Below are 20,141 nucleotides of genomic sequence, written 5' to 3'. Positions count from 1 at the left end.
GGGCGGAGGACAACTTCTTCGACCTGGGAGGCCACTCGCTGCTGGCGACGCAGGCGATGTCGCGGGTGCGCGGTGCCTTCGGGGTGGAGCTGCCCCTGCGGGCCCTCTTCGAGGCGTCCACCGTCTCTAAGCTCGCGCTGCGCGTGGAGGCGGCGCAGCGGGCGGGACAGGAAGCCCTGGTCCCGAAGCTCGTGGCGGTGGATCGCGCCGCGAGCGACCTGCCGCTGTCGTTCGCGCAGCAGCGAATGTGGTTCCTGGATCAGCTTCAGCCGGGCAGCGCCTCTTACAACATGGCGTCCGCGGTGAAGCTGTCGGGGCGTCTGGATGTGGCGGCCCTGGAGCGCACGTTCGCGGAGCTGGTGCGTCGGCACGAGGCGCTGCGGACGACCTTCGAGACCCGGGACAGCCAGCCTGTCCAGGTCATCGCTCCCCGAGTCGCGTCGGCCCTTGAAGTGATCGTGCTCCCCGGTCGGACCGCCGCCGAGCAGGCCGCCGAAGTGAGCCGGTTCGCGAGGCAGGAGACCACCCGTCCGTTTGACCTGAGCCGGGGACCGCTCTTCCGCGCGAAGCTGGCGCGGCTGTCGGAGACCGAGCACGTGCTGGTGCTGGTGATGCACCACATCGTGTCGGACGGCTGGTCGATGGACGTGCTCGTGCGCGAAGTGGCGGCGCTCTACGGCGCTTACGCGGCGGGCCGTGCGTCACCGTTGCCGGAGCTGGAAGTGCAGTACGCGGACTACGCGGCGTGGCAGCGCGGCTGGTTGCGCGGCGACGTACTGGAAGGCCAGCTCGGTTGGTGGCGCCAGCAGTTGGAAGGCGCCCCGCACGCGCTGGAGCTGCCGACGGACCGGCCGCGTCCGGCGACCCAGAGCTTCCGAGGCGCAAGGACTGGAATCCAGTTGCCGCGAGCGCTGGAGGAGGGCGTGGCGGCCCTGGCGCGTCAGGAGGGGGCGACGCCCTTCATGGTGCTGCTGGCGGCATGGCAGGTGCTGCTGGCGCGCTACAGCGGGCAGCAGGACATCAGTGTGGGAACGCCCATCGCGGGTCGTAACCGCACGGAGCTGGAAGGACTCATCGGCTTCTTCGTGAACACGCTGGTGCTGCGCACGAAGCTGGAGGAGCGCGCGAGCTTCCGTCAGGTGCTGCGTCAGGTGCGAGAGACGACGCTGGGCGCGTACGCGCACCAGGAAGTGCCGTTCGAGAAGCTGGTGGAGGAGCTGAAGCCGGAGCGCGACCTGAGTCGTTCGCCGCTCTTCCAGGTGATGTTCACGATGCAGAACACGCCGGGCGGCTCGGGAGAAGCGCTGCCGGGTGGGCTCGTGCTGAGCCCGGTGGAGACAGAAGGCACCACGGCGAAGTTCGACCTGACGCTGGGAATGGCGGAGACGGGTCGAGGCCTCGCGGCGTCGCTTGAGTACAACACGGACCTGTACGACGCGGAGACGGCACAGCGGCTGTTGGGTCATCTCGGGACGTTGCTGGGCGCCATCACGAAGAACGCGGATGCGAGCGTCTGGGATCTACCGCTGATGGAGACGGTGGAGCGCCAGCAGGTGCTGACGCGCTTCGCGGGGGACGTGGCCCCGGAGCGAGAGGGTGCGGAAACCCTCCACGGCCTCTTCGCGGCGCAGGCGGAGAAGACGCCAGCAGCGGTGGCGGTGGTGCACGAAGGCACGGCGCTGACGTACGCGCAGGTGGAAGCGCGGGCGAATCAGTTGGCGCGTCACCTTCGGACGTTGGGGGTGGGGGAAGAGAGCCGAGTCGGCGTGTGCGTGGAGCGCACGGAAGCGATGGTGGTGGCGCTGCTAGGCGTGCTGAAGGCTGGAGCCGCGTACGTGCCGCTGGACGCGACGTACCCGAAGGAACGACTGGCCTACATGCTGGAGGGGACAGGCGCGCCGGTGGTGGTGACCCAGGCGGGCCTGGAGGATGTGCTGCCGGAGTACACGGGTCAGCGCGTGCGGTTGGACACGGACGCGGTGCGGTTGGGTGGCTACGAAACCACTCCGCCGGCACAGGCGAGCACGCCTGCGCAGTTGGCGTACGTGCTGTACACGTCGGGAAGCACCGGACGGCCGAAGGGCGTAGCGGTAACGCACGCAAGCGCGGTGGCCTTCCTCCATTGGGCGACGGGCACGTTCAAGCCGGAGCAACTGAAGGGAGTGCTGGCGGCAACGTCGCTGAACTTCGACCTGTCGGTGTTCGAAGTCTTCGCGCCGCTGGTGAGTGGCGGCACGGTGGTGGTGGCGGAGAACGCGCTGGCGCTGGCGGGGCTGAAGGAAGCCGGACGCGTGACGCTGCTGAACACGGTGCCTTCAGCGGTGGCGGAGCTGGTGCGAAGCGGAGGCATTCCCGCCAGCGTGGAGACGGTGAACCTGGCCGGAGAGGCACTGCCAAACCGACTGGTGCAAGTGCTGTACGCGCTGCCGCAGGTGAAGGAAGTCAACAACCTCTACGGCCCGACGGAGGACACGACGTACTCGACGCACGCGAGGGTGGAGCGCGGAGCGAAGACGGAGCCGCGAATCGGCCGTCCACTGGAGGGCACGCAGGCGTACGTGCTGGACGCGAAGGGCCAGCCGACGCCGGTGGGAGTGCCGGGAGAGCTGTACCTGGGAGGCGAAGGATTGGCGCGCGGTTACCTGGGGCAGCCCGGGCTGACGGCGGAGCGCTTCGTGCCGGACGGCTTCAGCGAGAAGGCCGGAGCACGGCTGTACCGCACGGGCGACAAGGTGCGGTGGGGCCGGGACGGGACGCTGGAATACCTGGGCCGAATGGACTTCCAGGTGAAGGTGCGAGGCTTCCGCATCGAGCTGGGAGAAGTGGAAGCGGCGCTGGGCGCCCAGCCGCAGGTGCGCGACGTGGTGGTGGTGGTGCGGGAGGACGCACCGGGAGACAAGCGGCTGGTGGCGTACGTGGTGGCGCAGCCGAACCACACGGCGGACGCCACGACGCTCCGAGGTGCGCTGAAGGGCCGGTTGCCGGAGTACATGGTGCCGTCGGCCTTCGTGACGCTTCCGGCCCTGCCGCTCAACGCGAACGGGAAGGTGGACCGCAAGGCCCTCCCGAAGCCGGAGGCCGGAGCGGAGCGCACGCACGCGTACGTGGCCCCGCGCACGGAAACCGAAGAGGTGTTGGCGAACCTCTGGGCGCAGGTGCTGGGCGTGAAGCAGGTAGGCATCGAGGACAGCTTCTTCGAGCTGGGAGGCCATTCGCTGCTGGCGACACAGGCGGTGTCGCGCATCCGCACGGCCTTCAACGTCGAGCTGCCGCTGCGAGCCCTCTTCGAAGCCCCCACGGTCGAGGAGCTGGCCCTCAAGGTGGATGCAGCCCGGAGCGCGGGGCTGGCCCTGGTGGCCCCCCGCCTGGAAGCCCTGCCGAGGACGGGACGGGAGCCGTTGTCCTTCGCGCAGCAGCGCCTCTGGCTGCTGGATCAGCTCCAGCCGGGAGGGGCGTCGTACAACCTCCCGATGGCGGTGCGGCTGACGGGCACCGTGGACGTGGAGGCCCTGCGTCGCACGTTCGATGAACTCGTGCGCCGCCACGAGTCCCTGCGCACGACGTTCCAGGTGCACGACGGCCAGCCCATTCAGGTGGTCGCTCCGTTCCAGGAAGCGACCTGGAGCTTCACGGCACTGGACGGCCTGCCGGAGTCACAGCGAGAGGGGACCCTCCGAAAGCAGGTGGGGGCTGAAGCCCTTCGTCCGTTCGACTTGAGCCAGGGTCCACTCTTCCGCGCGACGCTGGTGCGGCTGAGCGCCACCGAGCACGTGCTGGTGCTGGTGATGCACCACATCGTGTCCGACGGCTGGTCGATGGACGTGCTGGTGCGCGAAGTCTCCGCGCTCTACGGCGCGTACGCCGAGGGTCGTCCCTCGCCGCTGCCGGAACTGGCGGTGCAGTACGCGGACTACGCGGCGTGGCAGCGTGGGTGGCTGAAGGGCGAGGTGCTTGAGGCGCAACTCGGTTGGTGGCGCCAGCAACTCGAAGGCGCCCCGCACGCGCTGGAACTGCCGACGGACCGGCCGCGTCCGGCGGTGCAGCGCTTCCACGGTGCCAACGCCTCCATGCTGCTCCCGAAGGCGTTGAGCGAAACGCTGAAGACGTTGGCACGCCAGGAGGGCGCGACGTCCTTCATGGTGCTGCTGGCAGCGTGGCAGGTGCTGCTGGCGCGCTACAGCGGCCAGCAGGACATCAGCGTGGGAACGCCCATCGCGGGCCGGAACCGGACGGAGCTGGAAGGGCTCATCGGCTTCTTCGTGAACACGCTGGTGCTGCGCACGAAGCTGGAGGAGCGCGCGAGCTTCCGTCAGGTGCTGCGTCAGGTGAAGGAGACGACGCTGGGCGCGTACGCGCACCAGGAAGTGCCGTTCGAGAAGCTGGTGGAAGAGCTGCGCCCTGAGCGCGATCTGAGCCGCACGCCGCTGTTCCAGGTGATGTTCACGATGCAGACGGTCTCGCCGAACACGGGAGAGGTGCGTCCGAACGAAGGGCTGACGCTGCGGTCGCTGGAGACGGAAGGGTCGACGGCGAAGTTCGATCTGACGCTGGGGCTGGCGGAGACGGAGCAGGGGCTCGCGGCGTCGCTCGAATACAACACGGACCTGTACGACGCGCAGACGGCACGCCGACTGCTTGGGCACTTCGGGACATTGCTGGTTGGGCTCACGCAGGACGCGGATGCAAGCGTCTGGGACCTGCCGTTGCTGGAGACGGCGGAGCGCCAGCAGGTGCTGAAGCACTTCGCAGGGGCGGTGGCTCCGGAGCGTGAGTCCACTCAAGTCCTCCACGGTCTCTTCGCGGCACAGGCGGCGAAGACGCCGGCCGCGGTGGCGGTGGTGCACGAAGGCGCGGAGCTGACGTACGCGCAGGTGGAGGCGCGGGCGAACCAGTTGGCGCGTCACCTGCGGACGTTGGGAGTGGAGGAGGAGAGCCGGGTGGGCGTGTGCGTGGAGCGCACGGAAGCGATGGTGGTGGCGCTGCTGGGCGTGCTGAAGGCGGGAGCCGCGTACGTGCCGCTGGACGCGACGTACCCGAAGGAGCGTCTGGCCCACATGCTGGAGGGCACGGGCGCGCCAGTGGTGGTGACACAGGCAGGCCTGGAAGACGTGCTGCCGGAGTACTCGGGCCAGCGCGTGCGACTGGACACGGATGCCAAGGTACTGGACGGCTACGTCGCCTCACCCCTGAGCGCGAGCAGCGTCCCCAGCCAGTTGGCGTACGTGCTGTACACGTCAGGAAGCACGGGCCGTCCGAAGGGCGTAGCGGTAACGCACGCAAGCGCAGTGGCCTTCCTCCATTGGGCGACGGGCACGTTCAAGCCTGAGCAACTGAAGGGAGTGCTGGCGGCAACGTCGCTGAACTTCGACCTGTCGGTATTCGAAGTCTTCGCGCCGCTGGTGAGTGGCGGCACGGTGGTGGTGGCGGAGAACGCGCTGGCGCTGGCTGGATTGAAGGACGCTGGACGGGTGACGCTGCTGAACACGGTGCCGTCGGCGGTGGCGGAGCTGGTGCGAAGCGGAGGCATTCCTCCCAGCGTGGAGACGGTGAACCTGGCCGGAGAGGCCCTGCCAAACCGACTGGTGCAAGCGCTGTACGCGCTGCCGCAGGTGAAGGAAGTCAACAACCTCTACGGCCCGACGGAAGACACGACGTACTCGACGCACGCGAAGGTGGAGCGCGGAGCGAAGACGGAGCCGCGAATCGGCCGTCCGCTGGAGGGCACGCAGGCATACGTGCTGGACGCGAAGGGCCAGCCGGTGCCGGTGGGCGTGCCGGGAGAGCTGTACCTGGGAGGCGAGGGACTGGCGCGCGGCTACCTGGGGCAGCCGGGGCTGACGGCGGAGCGCTTCGTACCGGACGGCTTCAGCGAGAAGGCCGGAGCACGGCTGTACCGCACGGGCGACAAGGTGCGGTGGGGCCGAGACGGGACGCTGGAATACCTGGGCCGAATGGACTTCCAGGTGAAGGTGCGAGGCTTCCGCATCGAGCTGGGAGAGGTGGAAGCGGCGCTGGGGGCGCAGCCTTCCATCCGCGACGCGGTGGTGGTGGTGCGGGAGGACGCACCGGGTGACAAGCGGCTGGTGGCGTACGTGGTGGCGCAGCCGAACCACACGGTGGACGCCACGACGCTGCGGAGTGCACTGAAGGGCCGGTTGCCGGAGTACATGGTGCCGTCGGCCTTCGTGATGCTTCCGGCCCTGCCGCTCAACGCGAACGGGAAGGTGGACCGCAAGGCGCTGCCGAAGCCGGAGGCTGGGGCAGAGCGCACGCACGTCTACGTTGCGCCGCGCAGCCAGACGGAGCAGGTGCTCGCCTCGCTCTGGGAGTCGGTGCTGGGAGTGAAGCAGGTAGGCATCCAGGACAACTTCTTCGAACTGGGAGGCCATTCGCTGCTGGCGACGCAGGCGGTGTCGCGCATCCGCACGGCGTTCAACGTCGAACTGCCACTGCGAGCCCTCTTCGAAGCCCCCACCGTCGCGGAGCTGGCCCTCAAGGTCGAGGCGGCACGGAGCACGGGACAGGCGTTGACGGTGCCGAAGCTGGAATCCGTGGCGCGGACGGGACGGGAGCCGTTGTCCTTCGCGCAGCAACGCCTCTGGCTGCTGGATCAGCTCCAGCCGGGAGGCGCGTCGTACAACCTCCCGATGGCGGTGCGGATGAGTGGCACCGTGGACGTGGAGGCCCTGCGTCGCACCTTCGACGAACTGGTGCGGCGCCACGAATCCCTGCGCACGTCGTTCCAGGTGCACGACGGTCAGCCCTTCCAGGTGGTTGCTTCGTCTCAAGAAGTGGCCTGGAGCTTCACTGCACTGGACGGTGTGCCGGAGGCCCTGCGTGAGAAGGAACTCCGGAGTCGGGTGAGCGCGGAAGCCCTGCGTCCGTTCGACTTGAGCCAGGGTCCGCTCTTCCGCACGAAGCTGCTGCGGCTGACGGAAACGGAGCACGTGCTGGTGCTGGTGATGCACCACATCGTGTCCGACGGCTGGTCGATGGACGTGCTGGTGCGCGAAGTCTCGGCGCTCTACAGCGCCTACGCGGCGGGCCGCGTGTCACCGCTGCCGGAGCTGGCGGTGCAGTACGCGGACTACGCGGCGTGGCAGCGTGGATGGCTGAAGGGCGACGTGCTGGAGGCGCAGCTCTCCTGGTGGCGTCAGCAGTTGGCGGGCGCCCCGCATGCGCTGGAACTGCCGACGGACCGGCCGCGTCCGGCGGTGCAGCGCTTCCATGGCGCCAACGCGTCCCTGCTGCTCCCGAAGGCGTTGAACGAAACGCTGAAGACGCTGGCACGCCAGGAGGGAGCCACGTCCTTCATGGTGCTGCTGGCGGCATGGCAGGTCCTGCTGGCGCGCTACAGCGGCCAGCAGGACATCAGCGTGGGAACGCCCATCGCGGGCCGCAACCGTACGGAGCTGGAAGGACTCATCGGCTTCTTCGTGAACACGCTGGTGCTGCGCACGAAGCTGGAGGAGCGCGCGAGCTTCCGTCAGGTGCTGCGTCAGGTGAAGGAGACGACGCTGGGTGCGTACGCGCACCAGGAGGTGCCGTTCGAGAAGCTGGTGGAGGAGCTGAACCCGGAGCGCGACCTGAGCCGCACGCCGCTCTTCCAGGTGATGTTCACGATGCAGACGGTCTCGCCGAACACGGGAGAGGTGCGTCCGAACGAAGGGCTGACGCTGCGGTCGCTGGAGACGGAAGGGTCGACGGCGAAGTTCGATCTGACGCTGGGGCTGGCGGAGACGGAGCAGGGGCTCGCGGCGTCGCTCGAATACAACACGGACCTGTACGACGCGCAGACGGCACGCCGACTGCTTGGGCACTTCGGGACATTGCTGGTTGGGCTCACGCAGGACGCGGATGCAAGCGTCTGGGACCTGCCATTGCTGGCAACCGAAGAGCGTCAGCAGGTGCTGAAGCGCTTCGTGGGCACGGTGTCTCCTGAAGTGGCCGGGGGCACGGAGACGATTCACGGACGCTTCACGGAACAGGTGAAGCGGACGCCGGACGCGGTGGCGGTGGAGCACGAAGGGACGCGGCTGACGTACGCGCAGGTGGATGCGCGTGCGAACCAACTGGCGCGTCACCTGCGGACGTTGGGGGTGGGTGAAGAGAGCCGGGTGGGCGTGTGCGTGGAGCGCTCGGTGGAGTTGGTGGTGGCGGTGTTGGGCGTGCTGAAGGCGGGGGCGGCGTACGTGCCGATGGATGGGATGTACCCGAAGGAACGACTGGCCTACATGCTGGAGGCCACGGGCGCGCGGGTGGTGGTGACGCAGGCGAGCCTGGAGGACGTGCTGCCGGAAGTCAGCGGGCAGCGCGTGAGACTGGACACGGACGCGAGCCTGTTGGCCACGTATCCGGAAGAGGGTTTGGGCAACACGGGAGCGGCTGGGCAGTTGGCGTACGTGCTGTACACGTCAGGAAGCACGGGCCAGCCGAAGGGCGTGATGGTGCGCCACGGCTCGGTGCTCAACCTGCACGAGGGCCTGAAGCGGACGGTGTACCAGGGGCTGCCCGCGGGCTCGCGGGTGAGCCTCAACGCGCCGTTGGTGTTCGACGCGTCGGTGCAGCAGTGGGTGCAACTGCTGGACGGCCACCGCCTGTGCCTCGTGCCGGAGGCGACGCGCAAGGACGCGCAAGCGCTGGTGGCGTGGCAGCGGAGCAACGCCGTGGTGGCGCTGGACTGCACGCCGTCGCTGCTGAGGCTGCTGCTGGCGGAGGGCCTGCTGGAAGGAGAGGGCGCGCCTGCGCTGGTGGTTTCAGGCGGTGAAGCCATCGACGCGGCGATGTGGGCGGTGCTGGGCGCAGCGGAGCGCACGCGCACCTTCAACGTGTACGGCCCGACGGAGTGCACGGTGGACGCGACGGCGTTCGCGGTGGAGCGAGGCACGCAGCCGACGGTGGGCGTGCCGCTGCACAACGTGAGGTCGTACGTGCTGGACGCGAAGGGGCAGCCGGTGCCGGTGGGCGTACCGGGTGAGCTGTACCTGGGAGGCGAGGGACTGGCGCGCGGCTACCTGGGCCAGCCTGGGCTGACGGCGGAGCGCTTCGTACCGGACGGCTTCAGCGAGAAGGCAGGAGCACGGCTGTACCGCACGGGAGACAAGGTGCGGTGGGGCCGAGACGGGACGCTGGAGTACCTGGGCCGAATGGACTTCCAGGTGAAGGTGCGAGGCTTCCGCATCGAGCTGGGAGAGGTGGAAGCGGCGCTGGGGGCGCAGCCTTCCATCCGCGACGCGGTGGTGGTGGTGCGGGAGGACGCACCGGGTGACAAGCGGCTGGTGGCGTACGTGGTGGCGCAGCCAGGCCACACGGTGGACGCGACGACGCTGCGGAGTGCACTGAAGGGCCGGTTGCCGGAGTACATGGTGCCGTCGGCCTTCGTGACGCTGGAAGCGCTGCCGCTCAACGCGAACGGGAAGGTGGACCGCAAGGCGCTGCCGAAGCCAGAGGCCGGAGCGGAGCGCACGCACGTCTACGTGGCCCCGCGCACTCAGACGGAGCAGGTGCTCGCCTCGCTCTGGGAGGCAGTGCTGGGCGTGAAGCAAGTGGGCACGCAAGACAACTTCTTCGAACTGGGAGGCCATTCGCTGCTGGCGACGCAGGCAGTGTCGCGCATCCGCACGGCTTTCAACGTCGAACTGCCGCTGCGAGCCCTCTTCGAAGCCCCCACCGTGGCGGAGCTGGCCCTCAAGGTTGAAGCAGCGCTGGCCGCGAACCCGGGACTGTCCGTGCCGAAGCTGGTGGCTTCCGCTCGCACGGGCGCGGAGCCGTTGTCCTTCGCGCAGCAGCGTCTCTGGCTGCTCGATCAGCTCCAGCCCGGAAGCTCGTCGTACAACCTGCCCGCGACGGTGCGGCTCACGGGCGCGCTGGAAATCGGCGCGTTGCAGCGCACCTTCCAGGAGCTGGTGCGTCGCCACGAAGCACTGCGCACGACCTTCCAGGTGCGAGACGGGCAGCCCGTCCAGCACATCGACTCCACGCGCGAGCTGACGTGGGAAGTCGTGGCGCTCGACGCGGTGGACGCCGAGCAGCGCGAAGCCGACATGCGGCGTCGCGTCGAACTGGAAGCGCGGCGGCCGTTCGACCTGGGGCGGGACTCCCTGCTCCGCGTCACGCTGCTGCGCCTGTCCGAACAGGAACACGTCCTGGTGCTGGTGATGCACCACATCGTGTCGGACGGCTGGTCCACGGGCGTCCTCGTGCGTGAAGTGCAGGCGCTCTACGCGGCCTTCTCGCAGGGCCGTCCGTCTCCCTTGCCGGAGCTGGCGGTGCAGTACGCGGACTACGCGGTGTGGCAGCGCGGGTGGCTGAAGGGCGACGTCCTGGAGTCACAGCTGTCCTGGTGGCGGACCCAGCTCGCGGGCGCCCCGCATGCGCTGGAACTGCCCACGGACCGGCCTCGGGGCGGAGTGCAGACGTTCCGTGGCGCCCATCGTTCGGCGCAATGGCCGAAGGGGCTCGGAGAGCAGCTGACGTCCCTGGCACGCCAGGAGGGCGCGACACCCTTCATGGTGCTGCTGGCGGCCTGGCAGGTACTGCTGGCGCGCTACAGCGGGCAGGACGACATCACCGTGGGAACGCCCATCGCGGGTCGTAACCGCACGGAGCTGGAAGGGCTCATCGGCTTCTTCGTCAACACGCTGGTGATCCGCTCGCGGCTGGAGGGCAGTCCGAGCTTCCGGCAGGTGCTGCGGCAGGTGAAGGAGACGACGCTGGGTGCGTACGCGCACCAGGAGGTGCCGTTCGAGAAGCTGGTGGAGGAGCTGAAGCCGGAGCGCGACCTGAGTCGCTCTCCGCTGTTCCAGGTCATGTTCACGCTGCAGAACGCGGAGTCGGGAACGTCGGAGGCACCGGCCTCCGAAGGTGCCCTGTCCCTGCGCTCGCTCGAAACGCTCGGGAACACGGCGAAGTTCGACCTGACGCTGTCCATGATGGAAGGCCCCACGGGCCTCTTCGCGTCGCTCGAATTCAACACCGACCTCTTCGACCCGACGACGGCGGAGCGGATGTTGAAGCACCTGGGGTTGCTGCTGGACGGCGTCGCGAAGGACGCGGATGCGGACGTCTGGGACGTGCCGCTGCTGGATGCGCCCGAGCGTGAGCAGGTCCTGCTGCGCTGGAACGACACCCGCGCCGAGTTCCCCTCGGATGGTGCCGTGCACGAGCGTTTCGCCGCCCAGGCCGCGCGGACGCCCGGAGCGTTGGCGGTCGAGTCGGCCACGGGCGTGAGGCTGACGTACGGCGAGCTGGAGGCCCGGTCGAACCAGCTCGCGCGGCACCTGCGTGCGTTGGGCGTGGGGCCCGAGGTCCGCGTGGGCCTGTGCGTGGAGCGCTCGCCTGAGATGGTGGTGGGCATGCTGGCCGTGCTCAAGGCGGGCGGCGCATACGTCCCGTTGGATCCGGCCCATCCCCGCGAGCGGCTGGCGTACCTGCTGGACGACGCCCGGATGCCGGTGGTGCTCACGCAGCGTTCGCTGCGGGAAGCGTTGCCGGAAGGCCCGGCACACGTGCTGTGCCTGGACTCGGACTGGGACGCCCTCGTGGCGCCGGAGGCCGGAGTGCTGGCACCGGCGGCGGCGGGACAGCTCGCCTACGTCATCTACACATCAGGCTCCACCGGACGGCCGAAGGGCGTGGAGGTCGAACACGCGAACCTCGGCAACCTGGTGGCGTGGCATCAGCGCGCCTACGGCGTGACGGAGGCGGACCGCACGACACAGCTCGCGGGCCTGGCCTTCGACGCGTCCGTCTGGGAAATCTGGCCCACGCTCACCGCGGGCGCGAGTCTGCACCTGCCGCCGGAAGGGGTGCGCACCGCACCCGCGGAGCTGGTGCACTGGCTGACCGAACGGCGCATCACGGTCGCGTTCCTGCCCACGGTGCTCGCGGAGGCGGTGGTCGCCCGCGAGTGGCCCGGCACGACCGCGCTCCGCACACTGCTGACGGGCGGAGACCGGTTGCACCGAGTGGACGTCGAAGGCCTCCCGTTCCAGGTCGTCAACCACTACGGCCCCACGGAAGGCACGGTGGTCTCCACCGCGGCGGTGGTGCGCGCATCGACGCAGGCCCCGCCCATCGGTCAGCCCATCACCAACATGCGGGCCTACGTGCTGGATGCCCGCCTGCGGCCGGTCCCCATCGGGGTCGGTGGCGAGCTGTACGTCGCGGGCGCGGGAGTCTCGCGCGGCTACCTGCGCCGGCCCGCGTTGACAGCAGAGCGCTTCATCCCGGATCCGTTCACCTCCGAGCCCGGAGCCCGGCTGTACCGGACCGGCGACCGGGTGCGCTGGCTGGCCGAAGGGACGTTGGAGTTCCTGGGCCGCGCCGATGATCAGGTCAAGGTCCGTGGCTTCCGCATCGAACCGGGAGAAATCGAACAGGCGCTCGCCCTGCACCCGTCGGTGCGCGAGTGCGTGGTGGCCGTGCGCGACGACGCGCGAGGCGGCAAGCGGCTGGTGGCCTATGTCGTGGGCGAAGGCGCGACAGCACCGGAGACGGGCGTGCTCCACGCCTTCCTCCGTGAGCAGTTGCCGGAGTACATGGTGCCGTCGGCGTTCGTGGTGCTGAGCGCCCTGCCGCTCAACGCGAACGGCAAGGTGGACCGGCGCGCCCTGCCGGCCCCCGAGGCGGACGTATCCCGGACGGGCCCGAGGGTGGCCCCCAGCACCCCGACGGAGGTGTTGCTGGCGAGCCTCTGGGCCCAGGTCCTGGGCGTGTCCCAGGTGGGCGCGGAGGACAGCTTCTTCGAGCTGGGTGGGCACTCGCTGCTGGCCACCCAGGCGATGTCGCGCATCCGGTCCGCGTTCGGCGTGGAGCTGCCGTTGCGTGCGCTCTTCGAGGCACCCACGGTGTCCCGCCTCGCGCTGAAGGTGGACGAAGCGGTGCGTGCGACCCATGACACCGCGCGGTCCACGGTTCCGGCCCTGGTGCCGGTGGCGAGGACGGGCGCCGAGCCGCTCTCCTTCGCGCAGCAGCGCCTGTGGTTCCTGGATCAGCTCCAGCCGGGAAGCGCGCAATACAACCTGCCGACCGCCATCCGGTTGTCGGGGCGGTTGGATGTGCCGGCCCTGGAGCGCACGTTCGCGGAGCTGGTGCGTCGGCATGAGGCCCTGAGGACAACGTTCCAGGTCCGCGAAGGCGAGCCGGTCCAGGTCATCACGCCGATTGCTTCCACGGGGACGCTGCGCCTCATCGACCTCTCGGCGAGAGCGTCCGAGGCACGGCAGGACGAAGTCCGGCGCATCGTGGAGACAGAGGTCGCGCGTCCCTTCGACTTGAGCCAGGGCCCGCTGTTCCGAGCAACCCTGCTCACGGCGTCGGAAGAGGAGCACGTGCTGGTGCTGGTCATGCACCACGCGGTGTCGGACGGCTGGTCGATGCGGGTGCTGGTGCGCGAAGTGGTCGCGCTCTACGCCGCATTCGCGGAGGGCCGCGAGTCACCGCTGCCCGAGCTGTCGGTGCAGTACGCGGACTACGCGGCGTGGCAGCGCGGGTGGCTGAAGGGCGAAGTGCTGGAGGCACAGATCGCCTGGTGGCGTCAGCAGTTGTCGGGGGCTCCGAGGACGCTCGAACTGCCGACGGATCGTCCAAGGCCCGCGGTCCAGACGGTGCGGGGTGCGCTCGCTTCGGTGCGGTTGCCGAAGTCGCTGGAGGACGCGGTGTCGGCCCTGGCACGCCAGGAGGGCGCGACGTCCTTCATGGTGCTCCTGGCGGCGTGGCAGGTGCTGCTGGCGCGCTACAGCGGGCAGGCCGACATCAGTGTGGGAACGCCCATCGCGGGCCGCAACCGCACGGAGCTGGAAGGGCTCATCGGCTTCTTCGTCAACACGCTGGTGATCCGCTCGCGGCTGGAGGGCAGTCCGAGCTTCCGGCAGGTGCTGCGGCAGGTGAAGGAGACGACGCTGGGTGCGTACGCGCACCAGGAGGTGCCGTTCGAGAAGCTGGTGGAGGAGCTGAAGCCGGAGCGTGACCTGAGCCGCTCGCCGCTGTTCCAGGTCATGTTCACGCTGCAGAACAGCGCGAAGGGGCCGGATGAAGCGCTGCCCACAAGCGCGGGACTGTCGTTGCGTCCCGTGGAGACGGACGGGGCGACGGCGAAGTTCGACCTGACGTTGGCGATGTCGGAGACGGGCCAGGGGTTCGCGGCGTCGCTCGAATACAACACCGACCTCTACGACGCGCAGACGGCGCAGCGGCTGCTGGGGCACTTCGGGACGTTGCTGGAGGGCCTCTCGAAGGACGCGGAGACGAGCGTCTGGGACCTCCCGCTGCTGGAGACCGAAGAGCGTCATCGGGTGCTGAAGCAGTTCGCGGGCACGGTGGCCTCCGGAGCGCAGCAGGGGGCGGAGACGATCCACGGGCGCTTCGCGGCTCAGGCGCTGAAGACGCCGGACGCGATGGCGGTGGCGCACGAAGGGACGCATCTGACGTACGCGCAGGTGGAGGCGCGGGCGAACCAGTTGGCGCGTCACCTGCGGACGTTGGGCGTGGGAGAGGAGAGCCGGGTGGGCGTGTGCGTGGAGCGCTCGGCCGAGCTGGTGGTGGCGCTGCTGGGCGTGCTGAAGGCGGGGGCCGCATACGTCCCGATGGATGGGATGTATCCGAAGGACCGTCTGGCCTACATGCTGGAGGGAACGGGCGCCCGCGTGGTGGTGACGCAGGCGGGCCTGGAGGACGTGCTGCCGGAGTTCACGGGTCAGCGCGTGCGGCTGGACTCGGATGCGGACGTGCTGGCCGCGTACGCCTCGGACAACCTGGGAGAGACCGGCGCCGCGGATCAGCTGGCGTACGTGCTGTACACGTCCGGAAGCACGGGACGTCCGAAGGGCGTGATGGTGCGCCATGGCTCGGTGCTCAACCTGCACCAGGGCCTGAAGCGGACCGTCTACCAGGGGCTGCCCGCGGGCTCGCGAGTGAGCCTCAACGCGCCGCTGGTCTTCGACGCCTCGGTGCAGCAGCTCGTCCAACTGCTGGATGGTCATTGCCTGTGCATCGTCCCGGAAGCCACGCGGAAGGACCCGGAGGCAATGGTGGCGTGGCAGCGGCGGAACCAGGTCGTCGCGCTCGACTGCACGCCGTCGCTGTTGCGGTTGATGCTCCAGGAGGGGCTGCTGGAAGGCGAAGGCGCCCCGGCGCTGGTGGTGTCAGGCGGTGAGGCACTCGATGCGGCCACCTGGGAGGTGCTGGGCGCGTCGGAGCGCACGCGCACTTTCAACGTGTACGGCCCGACGGAGTGCACCGTGGACGCGACCGCCATCGCGGTCCAGCAGGGCCGGCAGCCCACGGTGGGCATGCCGCTGCTCAACGTCCGGACGTACGTGCTGGACGCGAAGGGCCAGCCGGTGCCGGTGGGAGTGCCCGGAGAGCTGTACCTGGGCGGAGAGGGCCTGGCGCGAGGCTACCTGGGGCAGCCCGGGTTGACCGCGGAGCGCTTCGTGCCGGATGGCTTCAGCGCCGAGCCGGGAGCACGGCTGTACCGCACGGGCGATAAGGTGCGGTGGGGCCGGGATGGGACGCTGGAGTACCTGGGCCGAATGGACTTCCAGGTGAAGGTGCGGGGCTTCCGCATCGAGCTGGGAGAAATCGAAGCGGTGCTGGGTGCACAGCCGCAGGTGCGCGACGTGGTGGTGGCGGTGCGGGAGGACGCACCGGGAGACACGCGGCTGGTTGCGTACGTGACGGCACAGTCCGGCCACACGGCGGACGCCGCGACGTTGCGAAGCGCGCTGAAGGGCCGGTTGCCGGAGTACATGGTGCCGTCGGCCTTCGTGGTGCTGGAAGCCCTGCCGCTCAACGCGAACGGCAAGGTGGACCGCAAGGCCCTACCGAAGCCGGAGGCCGGCGCGGAACGCAGCCATGCGTATGCGGCGCCGCGCACGGAGACGGAGGAAGTGCTCGCGCAACTGTGGGCGCGGTTGCTGGGCGTGAAGCAGGTGGGCCTCCAGGACAGCTTCTTCGAACTGGGTGGGCACTCCCTGCTGGCGACGCAGGCGATGTCGCGCATCCGCTCGGCCTTCCAGGTCGAGCTGCCGTTGCGAGCCCTCTTCGAGGCTCCGACGGTGGAAGGGCTGGCCCTCGCGGTCGAAGCGGCCCGGCGGACGGGACAGGCGTTGACGGCGCCGAAGCTGGAGGCCGTGGCGCGGACGGGCAGGGAGCCGTTGTCCTTCGCCCAGCAGCGATTGTGGTTGCTGGATCAACTCCAGCCCGGGAGTACCACCTACAACCTCCCCATGGTGGTGCGTCTCTCCGGCGCACTGGACGTGGGGGCGCTGCGTCGCACGTTCGATGAACTCGTGCGGCGTCACGAGTCCCTGCGCACGACGTTCCCGGCGCAGGACGGCCAGCCCTTCCAGGTGGTCGCTCCGTCCCAGGAAGTGGCCTGGAACCTCACGGTGCTGGACGGCGTGCCGGAAGCGCAGCGTGAGACGGAGCTCCGCAATCAGGTGAGCACGCAGGTCCTTCGTCCGTTCGACTTGAGCCAGGGCCCGCTCTTCCGCGTGACGCTGGTGCGGCTGAGCGCCACCGAGCACGTGCTGGTGCTGGCGATGCACCACATCGTGTCGGACGGCTGGTCGATGGACGTGCTCGTGCGCGAAGTGGCCGCGCTCTACAGCGCGTATGAGGAAGGCCGAGCGTCACCGTTGCCGGAGCTGGCGGTGCAGTACGCGGACTACGCGGCGTGGCAGCGTGGATGGCTGAAGGGTGAGGTGCTGGAGGCGCAGCTGTCCTGGTGGCGTCAGCAGCTCGAAGGCGCACCGCACGCGCTGGAGCTGCCGACGGACCGGGCGAGGCCCGCGGTCCAGACCTTCCACGGTGCCAATGCGTCCCAGGTGCTCCCGAAGGCGCTGGAGGAGGCCGTCAAGGCGCTGGCGCGCGAGGAAGGGGCGACGTCCTTCATGGTGTTGCTGGCGGCCTGGCAGGTGCTGCTGGCGCGCTACAGCGGGCAGGCCGACATCAGCGTGGGAACGCCCATCGCGGGCCGCAACCGCACGGAGCTGGAAGGGCTCATCGGCTTCTTCGTCAACACGCTGGTGCTGCGCACGAAGCTGGAGGATCGCGCGAGCTTCCGGCAGGTGTTGCGTCAGGTGAAGGAGACGACGCTGGGCGCGTATGCGCACCAGGAGGTGCCGTTCGAGAAGCTGGTGGAAGAACTGAAGCCGGAGCGCGACCTGAGCCGCTCGCCGCTGTTCCAGGTCATGTTCACGCTGCGGAACGCGTCGGCCGGAGCAGGAGAAACGCTTCCGGCCGGGCTCGTGCTGAGCCCGGTGGAGACGGAAGGCACCACGGCGAAGTTCGACCTGACGCTGGGGATGACGGAGACGGGCCGAGGACTGTCGGCGTCGCTCGAATACAACACGGACCTGTACGACGCGGAGACGGCACAGCGGCTGCTGGGGCACCTGGGCGTGCTGCTGGAAGGCATCGCGAAGGACGCGGATGCGAGCGTCTGGGACCTCCCGTTGCTGGCAACCGAAGAGCGTCAGCAGGTGCTGAAGCACCTCGCGGGCACGGTGGCGCAAGAGCGTGAGTCGACTGAAGTCCTCCACGGTCTCTTCGCGGCGCAGGCGGCGAAGACGCCGGCCGCGGTGGCGGTGGTGCACGAAGGTGTGGAGCTGACGTACGCGCAGGTGGAAGCGCGGGCGAATCAGTTGGCGCGTCACCTGCGGACGTTGGGAGTGGGGGAGGAGAGCCGGGTGGGCGTGTGCGTGGAGCGCACGGAAGCGATGGTGGTGGCGCTGCTGGGCGTGCTGAAGGCCGGGGCGGCGTACGTGCCGCTGGACGCGACGTACCCGAAGGAGCGTCTGGCCTACATGCTGGAGGGAACGGGAGCGCCGGTGGTGGTGACCCAGGCGGGCCTGGAGGACGTGCTGCCGGAGTACACGGGCCAGCGCGTGCGGTTGGACACGGACGCGACGGTGCTGAACGGCTATCCGGTGGAGAGCCTCGGCAACACGGGCGCGCCTGCGCAGTTGGCGTACGTGCTGTACACGTCGGGAAGCACGGGCCGTCCGAAGGGCGTAGCGGTAACGCACGCAAGCGCAGTGGCGTTCCTGAAGTGGGCCACGGCGACCTTCAAGGCGGAGCAGCTGAAGGGAGTGCTGGCGGCAACGTCGCTGAACTTCGACCTGTCGGTGTTCGAAGTCTTCGCGCCGCTGGTGAGCGGCGGCACGGTGGTGGTGGCGGAGAACGCGCTGGCGCTGGCCGGACTGAAGGAAGCGCAGCGTGTGACGCTGCTGAACACGGTGCCGTCAGCGGTGGCGGAACTGGTGCGAAGCGGAAGCATTCCCGCCAGCGTGGAGACGGTGAACCTGGCCGGAGAGGCGCTGCCAAACCGACTGGTGCAGGCGCTGTACGCGCTGCCGCAGGTGAAGGAAGTCAACAACCTCTACGGCCCGACGGAAGACACGACGTACTCGACGCACGCGCGGGTGGAGCGCGGAGCGAAGACGGAGCCGCGAATCGGCCGTCCACTGGAGGGCACGCAGGCGTACGTGCTGGACGCGAAGGGCCAGCCGACGCCGGTGGGAGTGCCGGGAGAGCTGTACCTGGGAGGCGAAGGACTGGCGCGCGGCTACCTGGGCCAGCCGGGGCTGACGGCGGAGCGCTTCGTACCGGACGGCTTCAGCGAGAAGGCCGGAGCACGGCTGTACCGCACGGGCGACAAGGTGCGGTGGGGCCGGGACGGGACGCTGGAGTACCTGGGCCGAATGGACTTCCAGGTGAAGGTGCGAGGCTTCCGCATCGAGCTGGGAGAGGTGGAAGCAGCGCTGGGCGCGCAGCCCTCCGTCCGCGACGTGGTGGTGGTGGTGCGAGAGGACGCACCGGGAGACAAGCGGCTGGTGGCGTACGTGGTGGCGCAGCCGGACCACACGGTGGACGCGACGACGCTGCGGAGTGCACTGAAGGGACGGCTGCCGGAGTACATGGCGCCGTCGGCCTTCGTGACGCTGGAAGCCCTGCCGCTCAACGCGAACGGCAAGGTGGACCGCAAGGCGCTGCCGAAGCCGGCGGTGGGAACGAGCGTCTCAGGGAGGGTCATCGCGCCCCGTGACACGACGGAGTTGCAGTTGGTGTCGATCTGGGAGGACCTGCTTGGGATGCAGCCGATCAGCGTCGATGCGGACTTCTTCGAACTGGGAGGCCACTCACTGCTGGCGGTCCGGTTGATGACGGCGATCCGCAAGCGGCTGGGGAAGGGGCTGCCGTTGGCGGCGCTCTTCCTGAGTCCGACGGTGGAGCGGCTGGCGGCGCTGCTGCGTCAGGACGCGGCGCCGTCGCTGTCTCCGCTGGTGACCATCCAGCCGGAAGGCAGCCGTCCGCCGCTGTTCTGCGTCCACCCGGCCGGAGGCAATGTCCTTGGCTACGTGGAGCTGTCGCGGCAATTGGGACCGGATCAGCCGTTCTACGGCTTGCGCTCCCTGGGCATCGACGGAGAGCAGGAGCCGTTGGAAACCATCGAGGCGATGGCGACCACCTACGTCGAAGCCGTGCGCACGCTGCGACCGGAAGGGCCCTACCTCATCGCGGGTTGGTCCATGGGTGGAGCCGTGGCGTACGAGATGGCCCGTCAGCTGCGCGCGGCGGGACAGATCGTGGCACTGCTGGCACTCCTGGATCCGGGCTCCGTGAGCCAGACGGCAGGCACGGGCACGGAGGGCGAGCAGATCCACCAGGAACTGGCGGCGCTCTTCGAAAAGGACCCCGAGGGCAACGGCCCGGAGAAGGCGCCGGAGGCCGGCGAACCGCCTTCGAAGGACGAACTCCTGGCCCGACTGCTGGACGAGGCGAAGAAGGACGGAGCGGTGACGCCGGACGTGGAGCTGAAGGACTTCCGCATCCTGATGCGTGTCTTCGAACTCAACCGCAAGGCGACCCGCCAGTACGTCCCCACCCCGCACGAGGGCAGCATCACCGTGTTCCGCGCCAGCCAGAACGTGGACCCCGCGCCGCTTGGCCGGGATCGCGGATGGAACGCCCTGGGCCTGGGCGGCGTGAAGCTGCTCGAACTGGAGGGAGACCACTACTCCATCCTCCGCGCCCCCCAGGTCACGCGCCTGGCGGAGGAACTCCGCAAGCGGATCACGGAGGCCCTGGAAGAAGCCGGGTCGAAGTAGCAGGCGGGTCCGGGCTCGCCACCGACA

Annotated in this window: 1 protein-coding gene; it reads left to right on the top strand. The window is 69.3% G+C overall.

The window, feature by feature from the left end:
• Positions 1-20,114 (top strand): non-ribosomal peptide synthetase (locus D7X74_RS16445; protein ID WP_147446585.1); only part of this gene is annotated, 20,114 nt, incomplete at its 5' end.
• Positions 20,115-20,141 lie beyond the last annotated feature (27 nt).

Source organism: Corallococcus sp. CA047B (assembly GCF_003612065.1).
Classification (GTDB): Bacteria; Myxococcota; Myxococcia; order Myxococcales; family Myxococcaceae; genus Corallococcus; species Corallococcus praedator.
This window is presented reverse-complemented; position numbering and strand designations above follow the sequence as displayed.